The sequence below is a fragment of the Pseudomonas asiatica genome (assembly GCF_040214835.1).
GTDB classification, from domain to species: domain Bacteria; phylum Pseudomonadota; class Gammaproteobacteria; order Pseudomonadales; family Pseudomonadaceae; genus Aquipseudomonas; species Aquipseudomonas putida_Z.
This window is the reverse complement of record NZ_CP157874.1, coordinates 2,742,861-2,757,947: the sequence shown is the minus strand read 5'-3', so window position 1 is coordinate 2,757,947 and position 15,087 is coordinate 2,742,861. Positions and strand designations below refer to the sequence as shown.

The 15,087-nt window shown below is 61.5% G+C and carries 13 protein-coding genes and 1 pseudogene; 7 read left to right on the top strand and 7 right to left on the bottom strand.

Annotated features, from left to right (window positions below):
- Window positions 1-18: 18 nt before the first annotated feature.
- The 5 genes from ABNP31_RS12405 to ABNP31_RS12385 all read right to left on the bottom strand — a co-directional run bounded on the left by ABNP31_RS12405 (window position 19) and on the right by ABNP31_RS12385 (window position 4,403).
- Window positions 19-330, bottom strand: coding sequence for a hypothetical protein (locus ABNP31_RS12405; RefSeq protein WP_085663646.1), 312 nt, complete (start codon window positions 328-330; stop codon window positions 19-21).
- A gap of 130 nt (window positions 331-460) precedes the next feature.
- Complete coding sequence (locus ABNP31_RS12400; protein WP_350013360.1) at window positions 461-793, bottom strand: hypothetical protein; 333 nt, start codon at window positions 791-793, stop codon at window positions 461-463.
- Window positions 794-1,100: 307 nt separating this feature from the next.
- Window positions 1,101-1,256 (bottom strand): hypothetical protein, encoded by a 156-nt coding sequence (locus ABNP31_RS12395; protein WP_158090330.1) that lies wholly within the window; start codon window positions 1,254-1,256, stop codon window positions 1,101-1,103.
- A 412-nt stretch (window positions 1,257-1,668) separates the two neighbouring features.
- Window positions 1,669-3,480: a DAHL domain-containing protein gene (locus ABNP31_RS12390; RefSeq protein ID WP_085663647.1), complete on the bottom strand. Its 1,812-nt coding sequence runs from the start codon at window positions 3,478-3,480 to the stop codon at window positions 1,669-1,671.
- Complete coding sequence (locus tag ABNP31_RS12385; protein WP_085591165.1) at window positions 3,477-4,403, bottom strand: cytochrome-c peroxidase; 927 nt, start codon at window positions 4,401-4,403, stop codon at window positions 3,477-3,479. Before ABNP31_RS12385 ends, ABNP31_RS12390 begins: the two co-directional genes overlap by 4 nt.
- Window positions 4,404-4,574: 171 nt before the next feature.
- Here ABNP31_RS12385 and ABNP31_RS12380 point away from each other — a divergent pair, with 171 nt between their 5' ends.
- Together ABNP31_RS12380 and ABNP31_RS12375 are read left to right on the top strand one after the other, a co-directional pair.
- Window positions 4,575-5,942, top strand: coding sequence for an HD domain-containing phosphohydrolase (locus ABNP31_RS12380; protein ID WP_085692701.1), 1,368 nt, complete (start codon window positions 4,575-4,577; stop codon window positions 5,940-5,942).
- Between the two features lie 130 nt (window positions 5,943-6,072).
- Window positions 6,073-6,741 (top strand): SOS response-associated peptidase, encoded by a 669-nt coding sequence (locus ABNP31_RS12375; RefSeq protein ID WP_350013359.1) that lies wholly within the window; start codon window positions 6,073-6,075, stop codon window positions 6,739-6,741.
- A gap of 44 nt (window positions 6,742-6,785) precedes the next feature.
- Here ABNP31_RS12375 and ABNP31_RS12370 read toward each other — a convergent pair whose 3' ends face one another.
- Window positions 6,786-7,145, bottom strand: a complete 360-nt coding sequence (locus tag ABNP31_RS12370) for a DUF6713 family protein (protein ID WP_025338973.1) — start codon at window positions 7,143-7,145, stop codon at window positions 6,786-6,788.
- Window positions 7,146-7,288: 143 nt separating this feature from the next.
- Here ABNP31_RS12370 and ABNP31_RS12365 point away from each other — a divergent pair.
- From ABNP31_RS12365 to ABNP31_RS12355, 3 genes and pseudogenes are all read left to right on the top strand, one after another.
- Window positions 7,289-7,657, top strand: a pseudogene (locus ABNP31_RS12365) (integrase).
- A 32-nt stretch (window positions 7,658-7,689) separates the two neighbouring features.
- Window positions 7,690-9,276, top strand: a complete 1,587-nt coding sequence (locus ABNP31_RS12360; protein WP_025338972.1) for an ABC-F family ATPase — start codon at window positions 7,690-7,692, stop codon at window positions 9,274-9,276.
- Window positions 9,277-9,848: 572 nt separating this feature from the next.
- Window positions 9,849-11,042: an MFS transporter gene (locus ABNP31_RS12355; protein ID WP_075045121.1), complete on the top strand. Its 1,194-nt coding sequence runs from the start codon at window positions 9,849-9,851 to the stop codon at window positions 11,040-11,042.
- Here the strand turns inward: ABNP31_RS12355 and ABNP31_RS12350 are convergent.
- Window positions 11,004-12,050, bottom strand: a complete 1,047-nt coding sequence (locus ABNP31_RS12350) for an alpha/beta hydrolase family protein (RefSeq protein ID WP_085616520.1) — start codon at window positions 12,048-12,050, stop codon at window positions 11,004-11,006. The two genes, ABNP31_RS12355 and ABNP31_RS12350, sit on opposite strands and share 39 nt — an antisense overlap.
- Window positions 12,051-12,250: 200 nt before the next feature.
- On the opposite strand from ABNP31_RS12350, the gene yghU reads away from it, so the two are divergent.
- Window positions 12,251-13,093: a glutathione-dependent disulfide-bond oxidoreductase gene (gene yghU / locus ABNP31_RS12345; RefSeq protein WP_085663653.1), complete on the top strand. Its 843-nt coding sequence runs from the start codon at window positions 12,251-12,253 to the stop codon at window positions 13,091-13,093.
- A 266-nt stretch (window positions 13,094-13,359) separates the two neighbouring features.
- Entirely contained in the window at window positions 13,360-15,063 is a 1,704-nt protein-coding gene (locus ABNP31_RS12340) for an amidase (RefSeq protein ID WP_350013358.1), read from the top strand.
- Window positions 15,064-15,087: the final 24 nt, after the last annotated feature.

Sequence of the window (15,087 nt, the reverse complement as noted above, 5' to 3'; positions counted from 1 at the left end):
GGCTCGTTCAGCGTTTCCCTAGTTGAACTTGAGCTTTGCCACTTTGCTCAGTGCCCACCCACTGAACACGTAGAACGCATCCAGATAGAAGCGGCCTTCGTAGTTCGGTAGCGGTTCACGATTCAACAACAGCTCGGGCATGTCGGGCGTCGGGGGAAACAGCGCATAAAAGCCGTTGGGCAACACCGCCAACGCGATGAGCAGCAGGTAGGTCACGGCCCGCAGCATGGTGGCGCGGTTATCGGATTGCTCCGCCCATTTCAGGCCGAACCAGGCGACCAGGCCGGCAACCGGCAACACCCAGAAATGCGTCGGCATTCCAATGAACATTTCCGCGACAACGCTTCTTGCTTCCAACCTGGTGCTCTCCATTCAAATGAGCGGATTATTGCCGCTGGGGTCGGCAAATGCAAAAAGCCCGCTCTCGAGGGCGGGCTTTTTGTTCGCGAGGGTCAGTTGATCATGCTTTGGAACACATCAGCGCGGCGTCCAGCAGCCTGCCATGGTCGTACCAGGCATCGCGTTGATAGGCCGCGAACTGGCGCTGGTTACCCGTGCCCCGCACCTCGACCATGCCACCCGCCTTGTCGGGGTCGGTACTATCGACGAACAGTCTGACCGAGTTATCGCCATCGACCTGGTAGGTTTTCACATTCCCTTGAAGTTCGCTTTTGACGCATCCCAGGTACGCCGGCGTACTTCTTTCCGTGGCCCCGGCCGCATACCCATGGCCCTCACGCACATAGGGGTCATGTGCGCAGCCTGCCATGAACAGTGTGGCGAAAGTGGACATCAGTATTGCACCTGCTACCGATCTTGAGCTCTTCACGCGACACGCTCCTGCCGCCCCATCGAGTAACTTGGGAAAGTGTTGCCAAGCCGCATGCCTTTTTTTGGTTTTTGTTTGCCCATGTTACTGCTCAACGTCAGCCGGGCAATATGCTTGTTTGCTATATCGGTTTCAGGACGGGCTTTCCCCGCGAAGTTAACCTTCGTTCATGGATAAGCAAGTTCCAGACAGGCCAGTCTGGGCGAACATGCGTAGTCTTGCAGTGTGTTCGCACAGGCGTGGCCGCTAGCGGAAGGGATTGCTGCCTGCATCAATAGCGGCGGTAGTCCTGACCACCATGGTGTCCATCGTTGAAATGCCGGTGATGGCCGCCGCCGTGATGCCCACCGTGGTGCCAATATGGCCAGCAACCACCGAGCAGCAGCAACCCTGACAACACTACGACCCATGCAGTCTTGCGTTTCATGTGCGTACCTCCGGCCAGGTGAAACCAGGCCTTGCTTACGTTGGACCGCACAAAGGAGGGATGTTCAGGCAGGAGTACGCCGCTGGTCATCTTGCGGGCGAGATTTCAGCTGGCGGTCGACTCAAGGGTGTGCAGCGCCGTGTGGCCATGAACCAGACAGGGGGCGGACAAAACTTGTCCCAAACCGGGTAGTCACTCTGCAGATGACCCCGATTTCGGGTACAACCAGGCCCACAAACGGGGGTCAGGCGATTGCCTTGAGAAACACAAATGTCGCCGCCAGATCCAGGACCAGTACAGCAACCACAACGAAGATCATGTAGTAGCGGTCATTCTGAGTCATTTCTGCGTACTCCGCATGATCGATGCCCCAGAGGGTCACAGCAATTTGTATTCCACTTCCCTGCTGCTCTCAGGCCGACCGGGCCTGATGGATGGGCAGTTCGACCCTGAATGTCGTACCGACTCCCTCCTCGCTGTCTACGCGGATCTCGCCACCATGACGCTTGATGATTCCGTACGAAAGCGACAATCCCAGCCCGGTGCCCTGGCCGATGGGCTTCGTCGTGTAGAACGGATCGAAGATCTTTTGCAGGCTTTCGGCAGGAATGCCACAACCATTGTCTGCGACTTCAATCCACACCCACTTGTCACTGGCACCGGTTCGCAGGGTAATTCTGCCACGCTCGGCACCCATCGCCTGGGTGGCATTGACCAGCAGATTCATGATTACCTGATTGATCTGCGAAGGCAGGCACTCGACCGGCGGCAATGGGCTGTAATCCTTGACAAGGTCCGCCTTGTGCCTGAGTTCGCTGGCAACAATGTTCAGCGTTGACTCTATGCCTTGAAGCAGGTCTGCCACTTGCCAGTCATGGCTGCTCTCTACTCGCGAAAAGTCCTTGAGGTCCTTGACGATCCGCGCAACGCGACTGATACCGTCCTTGGATTCGCGGATCAGCGCCGGAATATCCTCCAGCAAGTAATCCAGCTCGATTTCCGTGCGCAACTTCGCCAGCTCCGCGCCGAGCGCGTTCGGAACCCGAGTATTTTCCGCGTCGGCATATGCCTTCAGCATGTCCTGCAAACGGCCGAAATAATCATCCAGTGCGCCGAGGTTGGAAGAGACAAACCCAATCGGGTTGTTGACTTCATGGGCTACGCCGGCTGCCAGCTGACCGAGCGAGGCGAGCTTTTCGGACTGGACCAACTGGTTCTCGAGCAACCGGCGTTCATCCACCTCGCGCTGCAGTGCTGCGCTGGCTTGGGTAAGTGCCTGGGTACGCCGTTCGACCCGCTGTTCCAATTCGTCGTTGGCACTCACCAGCGCTCGGTTTACACGGTTTATTTCGGCGTAGCTACGCATCAACCACATCCCCATGTACAGCAATAGCAATACCAGCAGGGTGGAAAACACCAACAGATAGAAATGGTATCGCTGAGCCGTCAGCGCTGCTGCTTGCTCGTCGCGGTCCAGCATCAGCGCAATGGCGTCCAGACTCTCGGCAATCGGAACCGCCTCGATCGCTTCTAGCAGTTGGTCGACCTTGGGTTGCTCACGAAGAATCAACTCTATGTGTTTGCTGATGGTATCGATGGGCACCTGAAAATCGACGGGCAAGCGCTCCTTGTTGACCGAAAGATTGTTCAGTCCGACAAGGATGTCGGCAGCTTTTTCATCGGTAGTGGTTTGGGCAAACTCAAGGCTGCTCAGCATCAAGTCATAGGTATCGCTGGTGATTCTGCGCAGGCGCAGTGTATCGGCATCGACCAATTGACGAAGGTGCACCTGTATTACATCGGCTGCAGCCGGGAGAAAAGCCAGGGAATTTCGCAGGATCGCATTGTGCGTCTTGAAGCGCGAGACCAGCAGGACCTTGTCGTCAAAGGACTGTTGGTAATCGCGAAAAGCCTTTTGCCAAGCGAGCATTTCCGCTTTTTGATGACGCCCTTCCAGCGTGTGGAATTCCCGCCATAGGCGCTTCATTTCAATCAACGGCAGCACCAGCGGGTCGTAGTTGTAATTGGTGGTGGTGCGCGCCTTGAGCACCGCACCCTCCCACTGCGCATCGTACTGCTTGATCTGGCGAATCAGATCGCGCGCCTGGGCGTAGTTGCCACTCTCATCGGACCTGGACATCCAGTACAGGTAGACCAGCACGGAAGCCAGCGACATGGCGCACGCAGCCAACAGCAGCAGACTGCGCCGAGCGTTCAACCTCATAGCGGTTTACCCTCCCATTGGCCGGTGAGGGTCTGGAGAAACTTGATGATCAGCGCTTTATCATCGTCGCTCGGCGTACGTCCCAACTGATAATGAAACATGGCATCGACGGCTGCTTCCAAGGTGGGCGCCGAACCGTCATGAAAATAAGGGGCGGTCACCTCCACGTTTCGCAGGCTTGGAACTTTGAACAGGTGGAGGTCATCCGGGTCACCTGTCACGTTGTAGCGTCCCCGGTCTGCCCCGGTAACATTGCCACGGTTGGTGAAATAATCATCGAAAACACCGAACTTCTGCAGCATGTTGCCGCCGATATTCACGCCCTGGTGGCAGGCTATACAACCGTACTCCTGGAAGCGCTGATAGCCATGTTTCTCTTCCAGGCTGAGGCTGCTGGTATCTCCTTTCAGATAGCGATCGAAGCGTGAATCGGGTGTCAGCAGGGTGCGCTGGTACGTAACCAGGGCATCTTTGACATCGATGGCGGTCACTGGTTTGCCATAGGCTTCGGCGAACCCCGTCTGGTAGGCCGGATCGTCAGCAATTCGTTGAACCACGGTAGCCCAGCCATCTTCTTTGCCGTCCGTATTACCGGTTGCCAGGTGCACCAGGCCGTCAAACGATTGCGCGCGCCCATCCCAGAACTGCAGGAAGTTCAGGCTGGCGTTGAAGACGCTGGGTGTGTGAACTGGCAAGGGTTTGCCATCTGCATCAGGCGAGCGCGCCTGCCCGTCCGCGCCACCGCGATCCAGGCGATGGCAATCAGCACAGGACTGGCTGTTATCGAGGGACAAACGCGAGTCATTGAACAGTTTGCGCCCCAGCTCCACCCGGGCAGGGTCAAGCTCAGGCACCGCCGGCAATGGCGTGAGCGGCCCACCAATGCTCTGGGCCAGCCCCCATGCCGGCAAAACGACAAGCATCGAGGCAACGATGCGAACCTGCAGACAAGTCGGCACAGCACAACCCTCCCTGGCGAGATGCACCTGCCTCCGAGCATAGTGAGGCCAACAGACAAAAGCTAACGGCGGGGGCAAATATCATCTAGGCTGTGGCCAGGGAGTAGTCTGGCCGAGACCGGCAGGGAGGGACCCATGGAGCTACCCGTTACCGATGGCGCAGCAGCCAAGCCGGTGATACTTCTGGTTGACGACGAGCCCTCGATTCTCAGCAGCCTTCGTCGTCTACTTCGCAACCAACCCTACGAACTCCTCCTTGCCGAAAGCGGTGCCGACGCCCTGCAACTGCTCCAACAACGCCCGATCAATCTGGTGATGAGTGATGCGCGTATGCCAAACATGGACGGGGCAACACTGTTGGCCCACGTACATGAGCGTTTTCCCGACACGTTGCGCATTCTGCTTACGGGTTACGCTGACACGGACACCATCGCGAAAGCCATCAATGATGGGCACATCTATCGTTACATCAGCAAACCCTGGAATGATGAAGAGCTGTTGGTCACATTGCGCCAGGCATTGGCCCACCAACATTCGGAAAGCGAACGAAAGCGCCTGGAACAGCTGACTCAGGTTCAGATCAAGCAACTCAAGGCGCTTAACGAAAGCCTTGAACAGCGTGTAGCGGCGCGCACCGCCGAGTTGCAGCAAACCGCCGACATGCTTGACCTTGCCTATGAAGAACTCAAGCGCAGTTACGTGACCAGCACCGAATTCTTTTCGCAGTTAGGCAACCTGCGTCTGCCCAAGGCCAAGCAGACCAACCGGCAAGTCATAGAACTGATACGGGTGTATTGCACCAGCCATGGGCTGGACGAAGGTAGCTGTCGCAACCTGACCATGGCTGCAGCCCTCTACAACATCGGCAAGATGAGCTGGACCGACAGCATGCTCACCTGTCCTGCCGATCTCATTCCTCCACCAGAGCGCGAACTGTACCGGTCATACCCGAAACAGAGCGAAGCGCTGGTCATGACCCTGGAGCCAATAAAAGAGGCTGCACAACTCATACTTCACCACCAGGAACGCTGGGATGGCAGCGGTTTTCCGGGCCACCTGAAGGGCGCGGCAATTCCCCTGGGCGCCCGCTGGTTGAAAATGGCCGTGGATTTCATCGAGTTGCAGCGCGGACTGGTCCTGGATCGCCAGCTCAATAGCGATGAGGCACTGCTCTACATACGCAAGTATGCTGGAAAGCTGTATGACCCAGACCTGGTGGAAGACTTCGTCAACGTCTGTGCCGAGTACATGCGCGACATTACCTTGACCGACCCGGCGATCAAGGTATTGAGCACGCACGAACTGGCAGAGGGCATGATACTGGCGCGCAACCTGAATGCCGACAATGGCATGCTGCTATTGAATGCCGGCAAGGTACTGAACGGTGCGCTGGTGAAAAAACTGATTGCCTTCGAAGAAATGGAAGGTGGCAGATACAACGTGTTCATCAGGGTTCCCGAGCAGGCAGGCAGCCTGCAGCCATCGCCCGCAACGGCAGGCTGACCCCGTTGCGGGCAGGTGCTGAAATCCGTTCGTCATGCATCGTGGCAAGCGGGGTGCCTGGCCGTCCCCGTATGACTGCCGGCACTGCTACCAGCCAACGGCTATCCTTCAGGTTTCGGTAGGAGGGCGTATGTGCGGAAGGCTCAGCCAGTACCGTGGCATACATGACTTCGTTGAAACCCTGAGCCTGCCAGAGGCCTGGCGGAACAACGTCGGCGACCAGCCGCTTGGCCGGTACAACATCGCGCCGACCACGCTGGTGGCAGTACTGCGGATGGATGACGCAGGCCCACGAGCGGACCTGGTGAGGTGGGGATGGCGACCGCACTGGGCGAATGATCGCGCTGCGCCGATCAACGCGCGGGTCGAGAAGGTGGCGCATGGCCCATTCTTCCGGGCGATCTGGCCGCACCGGGCCATCACCCCTGTCGACGGCTGGTACGAATGGGTTGATGAAGGTGGGCCGAAGAAACAACCGTACTACATCCGCCGCCAGGATGGGCGCCCTGCCCTTTGCGCCTCGATCGGCCAGTTCACCGGCACCGAGCACGACGGGTTCGTCATCATTACCGCCGACGCTCAGGGCGGAATGGTCGACGTTCACGACCGCCGGCCTGTCGTGTTGTCGCCAGAACTGGCGTACGAGTGGATCGCGGCAGCAATGCCCAGCGAGCGCGCAGAACAGCTGGTGCTCAACCTGGGTGAGCCGGCCGAAGCCTTCGAGTGGTACCGGGTGGGTATCGCCGTGGGGAATGTGCGTAACCAAGGTGCCGAACTGATGAACCCGCTTCAGGTGTGATTTGAATGCGCAGCGATGCAGGACCGTATGCGCGGCGCCTGCGATCATTGCGATGAGGATCTTATCCCTGCCATCAGCCATACAGAGCTGGCCAAGCACAGAATGAGGATGGAGATCGAAGCAGGCAGGTGAAACTGGTGATATCCAGCCAATCCGAAGCCGGCATGGATAAGGAACGTGATCAGGCCTAGGCCGGCACAAACTTTGGCGAAGAACACCGCGTTAACCGTACCCAGCAACACGCTTCGATAACCAACCAGCAACACGGGTATTGCCAAGATATTGAACAGGAGGAAGCCCTGTACCCCACCCGGTAGGAAAAACATCTCCCATTCCTGCCAATACGCGGCATCTATTTGATGAAGAATCAGTGCAAGCATCGTTACGAAATAGCTTCTTTCCATGTAAGCAATCCCTTCAGCTAGTGATCATCCCTGAGTAAAGCGCTGACGATGATATCTCGCGCCTCTATACGACGCTTAGAAGTATTTGCAGATCAGTGCTGCTCAACGAGCGCGCGCTGAATGCCATCCAGCAGGCCCAGAAGATGGCAACTCTCCAGCGCATGGCATCCCAAGCCAGCGCACCCGATCCGCCCATTTCTGTTCCAGCCGAGCAAAGGTGGGCTGTGGATCAACGAACCAAGTGTTACAATCCGCCACTTCAAATCGGCGCCCAAGGCGCTTTACATCCGTGAACGCCGTCAGTACGACACCCGCCACACCTACGCCACCCTATGCCTGATGTCTGGGATGAACCCACGTTCATCGCGAACCAGCTTGGTCACAGCGTCGAGATGTTGCTTTCTACCTACGCGAAATGGATCAGCTCCTCCTCGGACTGGAGGGAGCTGGAGAAGCTGCCGCCCCGAGTCGGATTGGCCCAAAATTGGTCCAAAACTGACGAGATGGCCTAAATACACCTCTGGAACCCCCGCAGGACAAGCACTTGATTTCTACCGCCAACATCACCATGCAGTTCGGCTCCAAGCCGCTGTTCGAAAACGTTTCCGTCAAATTCAACAACGGCAACCGCTACGGCCTGATCGGCGCCAACGGTTGCGGCAAGTCGACCTTCATGAAGATCCTCGGCGGTGACCTGGAGCCGTCCGGCGGCCAGGTCATGCTCGAGCCGAACACCCGCCTGGGCAAGCTACGCCAGGACCAGTTCGCCTACGAGGAATTCACCGTGATCGACACGGTGATCATGGGCCACGGCCAGCTGTGGAAGGTCAAGGCCGAGCGCGATCGTATCTACTCGCTGCCGGAAATGACCGAGGAAGACGGCATGGCCGTCGCCGAGCTGGAAACCGAATTCGCCGAAATGGACGGCTACACCGCCGAATCCCGTGCCGGTGAACTGCTGCTGGGCCTGGGTATTCCGCTGGAACAGCACTTCGGCCCGATGAGCGAAGTGGCACCGGGCTGGAAACTGCGCGTCCTGCTGGCCCAGGCGCTGTTCTCGGACCCGGATGTGCTGCTGCTCGACGAGCCGACCAACCACCTGGACATCAACACCATCCGCTGGCTGGAAACCATCCTCACCGCGCGTAACAGCACCATGGTGATCATTTCCCACGACCGGCACTTCCTCAACAGTGTCTGCACCCACATGGCCGACCTGGACTACGGCGAGCTGCGCGTATTCCCGGGCAACTACGACGAGTACATGACCGCTGCCACCCAGGCCCGCGAGCAGCTGCTGTCGGACAACGCCAAGAAGAAAGCCCAGATCGCCGAACTGCAGACCTTCGTCAGCCGCTTCTCGGCCAACGCCTCCAAGGCCAAGCAGGCCACCTCTCGGGCCAAGCAGATCGACAAGATCCAGCTGGCCGAGGTCAAGCCGTCGAGCCGGGTGAGCCCGTTCATCCGCTTCGAACAGACCAAGAAGCTGCACCGCCAGGCCGTCACCGTCGAGAAAATGGCCAAGGCCTTCGACGACAAGGTGCTGTTCAAGGACCTGGGCTTCACCATCGAGGCTGGCGAGCGCGTGGCGATCATCGGCCCCAACGGTATCGGCAAGACCACCCTGCTGCGCACCCTGGTCGGTGAAATGACCCCGGACAAGGGTGAAGTGAAGTGGACCGACAGCGCCGAAGTGGGCTACTACGCCCAGGACCACGCCCACGACTTCGAAGACGACATGACCCTGTTCGACTGGATGGGCCAGTGGACCTCCGGCGAGCAGGTGATCCGCGGCACCCTCGGGCGCATGCTGTTCTCCAACGACGAGATTCTCAAGTCGGTGAAGGTGATTTCCGGTGGTGAGCAAGGCCGCATGCTGTTCGGCAAGCTGATCCTGCAGAAGCCGAACGTGCTGGTGATGGACGAGCCGACCAACCACCTGGACATGGAATCGATCGAGGCGCTGAACCTGGCGCTGGAAAACTACCCGGGCACCCTGCTGTTCGTCAGCCACGACCGTGAGTTCGTGTCGTCGCTGGCCACGCGCATCATCGAGCTGTCGGCTGATGGCGTGGTGGACTTCAGCGGTACCTACGACGATTACCTGCGTAGCCAGGGTGTAGTGGTCTGATTGATGCGGCGGCCTGGCCATCTTGTATGGCTGGGCCGGCCTCTTCGCGGGTAAACCCGCTCCCACAGGGACTGCGTAGCATTTGAGGCCTATGCAAATCCTGTGGGAGCGGGTGAGCCCGCGAATGACGATTAACTGCGTAGCCAGGGTGTGCTGGTCTGATTGATGGAGTTGCCTGGTCATCTTGTATGGCTGGGCCGGCCTCTTCGCGGGTAAACCCGCTCCCACAGGGACTGCGTAGCATTTGAGGCCTATGCAAAATCCTGTGGGAGCGGGCGAGCCCGCGAATGACGATTACCTGCGTAGCCAGGGTGTAGTGGTCTGATTGATGCGGCGGCCTGGCCATCTTGTATGGCTGGGCCGGCCTCTTCGCGGGTAAACCCGCTCCCACAGGGACTGCGTAGCATTTGAGGCCTATGCAAATCCTGTGGGAGCGGGTTCACCCGCGAAGAATCCACCGCCGATCCCACAGGCTGGCACTGCCCGACGAATAATTCGTTAGCCTGCTTTCATTTCCTTCGCGCAACGGCCATGATGGGGCCACGCCCAACCGCCCGCCCGCGAACGAGCCCATGACCGCGCAACAACCCGCCCCCGCCAGCAACACGCTGCAAATTACCCTGCAGATCCTGTCGATCGTTTTCTACACCTTCATTGCCTTCCTCTGCATCGGCCTGCCGATCGCCGTCTTGCCCAGCCATGTGCACGACCAGCTGGGGTTTGGCGCGGTGGTCGCCGGGCTGACCATTGGCCTGCAATACCTGGCCACGCTACTCAGCCGCCCGTTTGCCGGGCGCGTTGCCGATACCCTGGGGGGCAAGCAGGCGATTCGCTTCGGCTTGCTGGGGATTGCCGGCTGCGGGGTGTTGACCCTGCTATCGGCCTGGACCCTGACGCTACCGCTACTGAGCCTGGCGCTGCTGCTCGGCGGGCGCCTGCTGCTGGGCATCGCCCAAGGGCTGATCGGCGTGGCCACGCTGAGCTGGGGCATCAGCCAGGTCGGGCCCGAACACACCGCCAGGGTGATTTCCTGGAACGGTATCGCCTCCTATGGCGCCATCGCCATTGGTGCCCCCTTGGGTGTACTGGCCGTGGACGGGCTGGACTTCAGCGTGCTGGGGCCGGCATTGCTGGTGCTGGCGGTATCGGCCCTGCTGGTACTGCGCAAGCGGCCGGACGTGGTGGTGGTGCGTGGCGAGCGCCTGCCCTTCTGGTCGGCCTTCGGCCGGGTAGCACCCTGTGGCCTGGGCCTGACCCTGGCCTCTATCGGCTACGGCACGCTGACCACCTTCGTCACCCTGTATTACCTGGAGCGCGGCTGGGCGGGCGCGGCATGGTGCCTGAGTGCCTTTGGCGTGTGCTTCATCATTTCCCGGCTGCTGTTCGTCAACGCGGTCAACCGTTTTGGTGGCTACAACGTGGCGGTCGCGTGCATGGCCACCGAAGTGCTCGGCCTGAGCCTGCTGTGGCTGGCACCTTCGCCGCCGTGGGCGCTGATCGGTGCCGGGCTTACCGGTTTCGGGCTGTCGCTGGTGTACCCGGCGCTGGGGGTGGAAGCGATCAAGCAGGTGCCCAGCAGCAGCCGCGGCGCAGGGCTGGGTGCCTACGCGGTGTTCTTCGACATGGCCCTGGCCATCGCCGGACCTGTGATGGGCGCGGTGGCCGCGCACCTGGGCTATGCCTCGATCTTCTGTGTGGCCGCCCTGCTCGCCCTGGCCGGTGTGGGCCTAACGCTGTTGCTGGCGCGGCGCGCCGCTCGCGGCTGAACGCTCGGCAGGCTGCGGTGCGCCCAACGCCTGGCTGAAGAACACCGCGGCTTCACGTTGCAGGGAATGGTGGATGTGCCGACGGTCCACGCCTGCGGCATCCTTGCACAGCGCCGGCATCCGCACGGACTGCTCGGCATCGCAATGGGCCATGAACACGAAGTGCCCGGCGCCGGCCAGCAGGCGATAATCCGGTGTGACCGGCAACTTGCGGGCCAGGGCTTCGGCGTTGCGGTCCACCGCCACCAGCTGGTCGCTGTCGCCACTGTAGATCAGCGCCGGCACCTGCACCCCGGCCAAGGCATGGCGTCCGAAAAGCAGGCTGAGCGGCGCCATCAGCATCACCGCCCCCACCCGCTGGTCGGCCTCTGGCACCAGCTCGCTGCGGTCGGCAATCAGTACGCCGTGGGTCCTGCAGGCGTCGGCGTCGTCAGGGCGATCCAGGCAGTACTTGCGCAGGCGGTCCAGGTCGGGGCGCGCGCCCGAGAGGATCAAGGCGGTTTCACCACCGGCCGAGTAGCCGATCACCCCAACCTTGCCACCGTTCAGGTAGGGCCCCAGCAAGGCATCATCGCGGGCGGCCGTAATCGCGGCACTCACTTGCAGCGGCCGACCATACAGGTTGCTCAAGGTGCCCAGGCGGCTGTGGTCGCGGGCGTTGTCGCCGGGGTGCACCACCGCCACCACGATGAAGCCCTGGCGTGCCAGCGACGTCGCCAGGTAGTGCAAGGCCAGCGGGCTGCCGGTATTGCCGTGGGACAGCACCAGCAACGGGAACTGGCCCAACGCTACCGGCGCCTCTTCACTCACGTCGATCGGGTAGCCGTCTATCCGGCTGCTGCGGGTATTGCCGATGGCCGGGTAGAACGCCAGCGCCTGCATGGGCCGGGCGTCGACCGGGTCGGCCAGGGTCATGTGGTGCAGGCCGGCAACCCAGGGCGCGGCCTCGGCGTGGGCCAGCAGGCTGCCGAACAGGGCCAGCGCCAACACGCAGCGTGGGAGAGTCATCGGCCGGCGGTTCCTTGCAGGGCGAAGAGATAGCCCAGCATAGAACCGGCCTGGGCTGCACCGGATGAAACCTGGATGAAACCGAAGTCATGCACTTCACGCCCGCGCCCTATGCATTTGCGCTTTTCGTCGAACCCGTGGCATAGATGCAGGTCCACGTCTCTACGTGACCGTTTCGCGCCAATGAAGGAGATTCATGCATGAGCAAGCCCGCCTACGTGCCACCCAAGGTCTGGCGCAACGACGCAGCGTCCGGCGGCCAGTTCGCCAGCATCAACCGCCCGGTTGCCGGCCCGACTCACGACAAGGACCTGCCGCTGGGCAAGCACCCGCTGCAGCTGTACTCCCTGGCCACGCCCAATGGCGTCAAGGTCACCATCGCCCTCGAAGAGCTGCTCGCGCTGGGCCACTCGGGCGCCGAATATGATGCCTGGTTGATCCGCATTGGCGAGGGTGAGCAGTTCTCCAGCGGCTTCGTCCAGGTCAACCCCAACTCGAAGATCCCCGCCCTGCTCGACCGCAGCGTCGAGCCGCCGGTGCGGGTGTTCGAGTCGGGTTCGATCCTGCTGTACCTGGCGGAAAAGTTCGGTGCCTTGCTGCCGAAAGCGCCAGCTGCACGCACCGAAAGCCTGAACTGGCTGTTCTGGCAAATGGGCGCGGCGCCGTACCTGGGCGGCGGATTTGGCCATTTCTATGTGTATGCGCCGGAAAAGTTCGAGTACGCGATCAACCGCTTCACCATGGAAGCCAAGCGCCAGCTGGATGTGCTCGACCGACGCCTGGCTGAAAGCCGCTACCTGGGCGGCGAGGAATACAGCATCGCCGACATTGCCGTGTGGCCTTGGTATGGCCAACTGGTGCGCGGCAACCTGTATGGCGCGGCGGAGTTCCTGGCGGTGGACGAGTACCCGAATGTGCAGCGCTGGGCCGAGGAGATTGCCTTGCGCCCGGCGGTGCAGCGCGGCACACGGGTGAACCGGACCTGGGGGGATGAGGCCAGCCAGGTGCCGGAGCGGCATGCAGCGGCAGACCTGGACGCTTGACGCGGCACCCTTGTGGGAGCGTCCTTGCGTCGCGAAAGGGGTGCGAAGCGCCCCCAGGGTCTTCGTATCACTGTGAAATCGCCGGGGCCGCTTTGCGGCCCTATCGCGACACAAGGCCGCTCCTACAAGGGTTCGCGCCGGGCTTGGGAGGCCCGACAATGCCCGCCTGCAAAAAACCATTTGCCCCCGCGCAAACCTGCGCCCGCCAAGCCCTTCTTGTACACTCCTCGCATTAGCCCCCACCTGCACATTTTTTTGGTGAACGCATGATCGAGGTAACCGAGGTTTCCATTGCCGAGCTGCGCGACGCGCTCGAGTCGGGCCGCACGACGGCGGTCGAGCTGGTCCAGGCCTACCTGGCGCGCATCGATGCCTACGATGGCGCCGACACCGCCACTGCCCTGAACGCCGTGGTGGTGCGCAACCCCGAGGCGCTGAAAGAGGCCGAAGCCTCCGACGCCCGTCGCGCCAAAGGCCAGGTCCTGAGCCCGTTGGACGGCATCCCCTACACCGCCAAGGACAGCTACCTGGTCAAAGGCCTGACCGCTGCCTCCGGCAGCCCGGCCTTCAAGGACCTGGTGGCCCAGCGCGACGCCTTCACCATTGAACGCCTGCGCGCCGCCGGCGCCGTGTGCCTGGGCAAGACCAACATGCCGCCCATGGCCAACGGTGGCATGCAACGCGGCGTGTATGGCCGCGCCGAAAGCCCGTACAACGCCAACTACCTGACCGCACCGTTCGCCTCGGGCTCGTCCAACGGTGCCGGAACCGCCACCGCTGCCAGCTTCAGTGCCTTCGGCCTGGCCGAAGAAACCTGGTCCAGCGGCCGTGGCCCGGCGTCCAACAATGGCCTGTGCGCCTATACCCCGTCGCGCGGGGTGATTTCGGTGCGTGGCAACTGGCCGCTGACACCGACCATGGACGTGGTGGTGCCGTATGCCCGCACCATGGCCGACCTGCTGGAAATCCTCGACGTGGTCGTAGCCGACGACGCCGACAAGCGCGGCGACCTGTGGCGCCTGCAACCTTGGGTGCCAATTCCGGCGGCTTCGACGGTGCGCCCGGCTTCGTACCTGGACCTGGCCGTGGATGCCAGCGCGCTCAAGGGCAAGCGCTTTGGCGTGCCGCGCATGTACATCAATGCCGATACCGAGGCCGGTACTTCCGAGAAGCCTGGCATCGGCGGCCCGACTGGCCAGCGCATCAACACCCGCGCCACGGTGATCGACCTGTGGCAGCAGGCCCGTCAGGCACTGGAGGCGGCTGGTGCCGAAGTGCTGGAAGTGGACTTCCCGCTGGTGTCCAACTGCGAGGGCGACCGCCCGGGCGCACCGACCGTGTACAACCGCGGCATCGTCAGCAAGGAGTTCCTGCATGACGAGCTGTGGGAGCTGTCGGGGTGGGCCTTCGACGACTTCCTGCGCGCCAACGATGACCCCAGGCTCAACCGCCTGGCCGATGTCGACGGGCCGCAGATCTTCCCCCACGACCCGGGCACCCTGCCCAACCGTGAGGACGACCTGGCCGCCGGCATGGACGAGTACGTCAACATGGCCAAGCGTGGCCTGAAGACCTGGGACCAGATCGAGACCCTGCCCGACGGCCTGCGCGGCCTGGAGCAGACCCGCAAGATCGACCTGGAAGACTGGATGGACAACCTGGGCCTGGACGCGGTGCTGTTCCCCACCGTGGCCGACGTGGGCCCGGCCGATGCCGACGTCAACCCGGCATCGGCGGACATTGCCTGGAGCAACGGTATCTGGGTGGCCAACGGCAACCTGGCGATCCGCCACCTGGGCGTGCCGACCGTGACCGTGCCGATGGGTGTGATGGCCGATATCGGCATGCCGGTGGGGCTGACCTTTGCTGGCCGGGCTTACAGCGACAATGCGCTGCTGAGCTTTGGTGCGGCCTTCGAGGCGACCGGGTCGCGTCGGATGATCCCACCGCGCACCCCGGCCCTGAGCTGAGTACTGGGGCTGCATCGCCGCCTA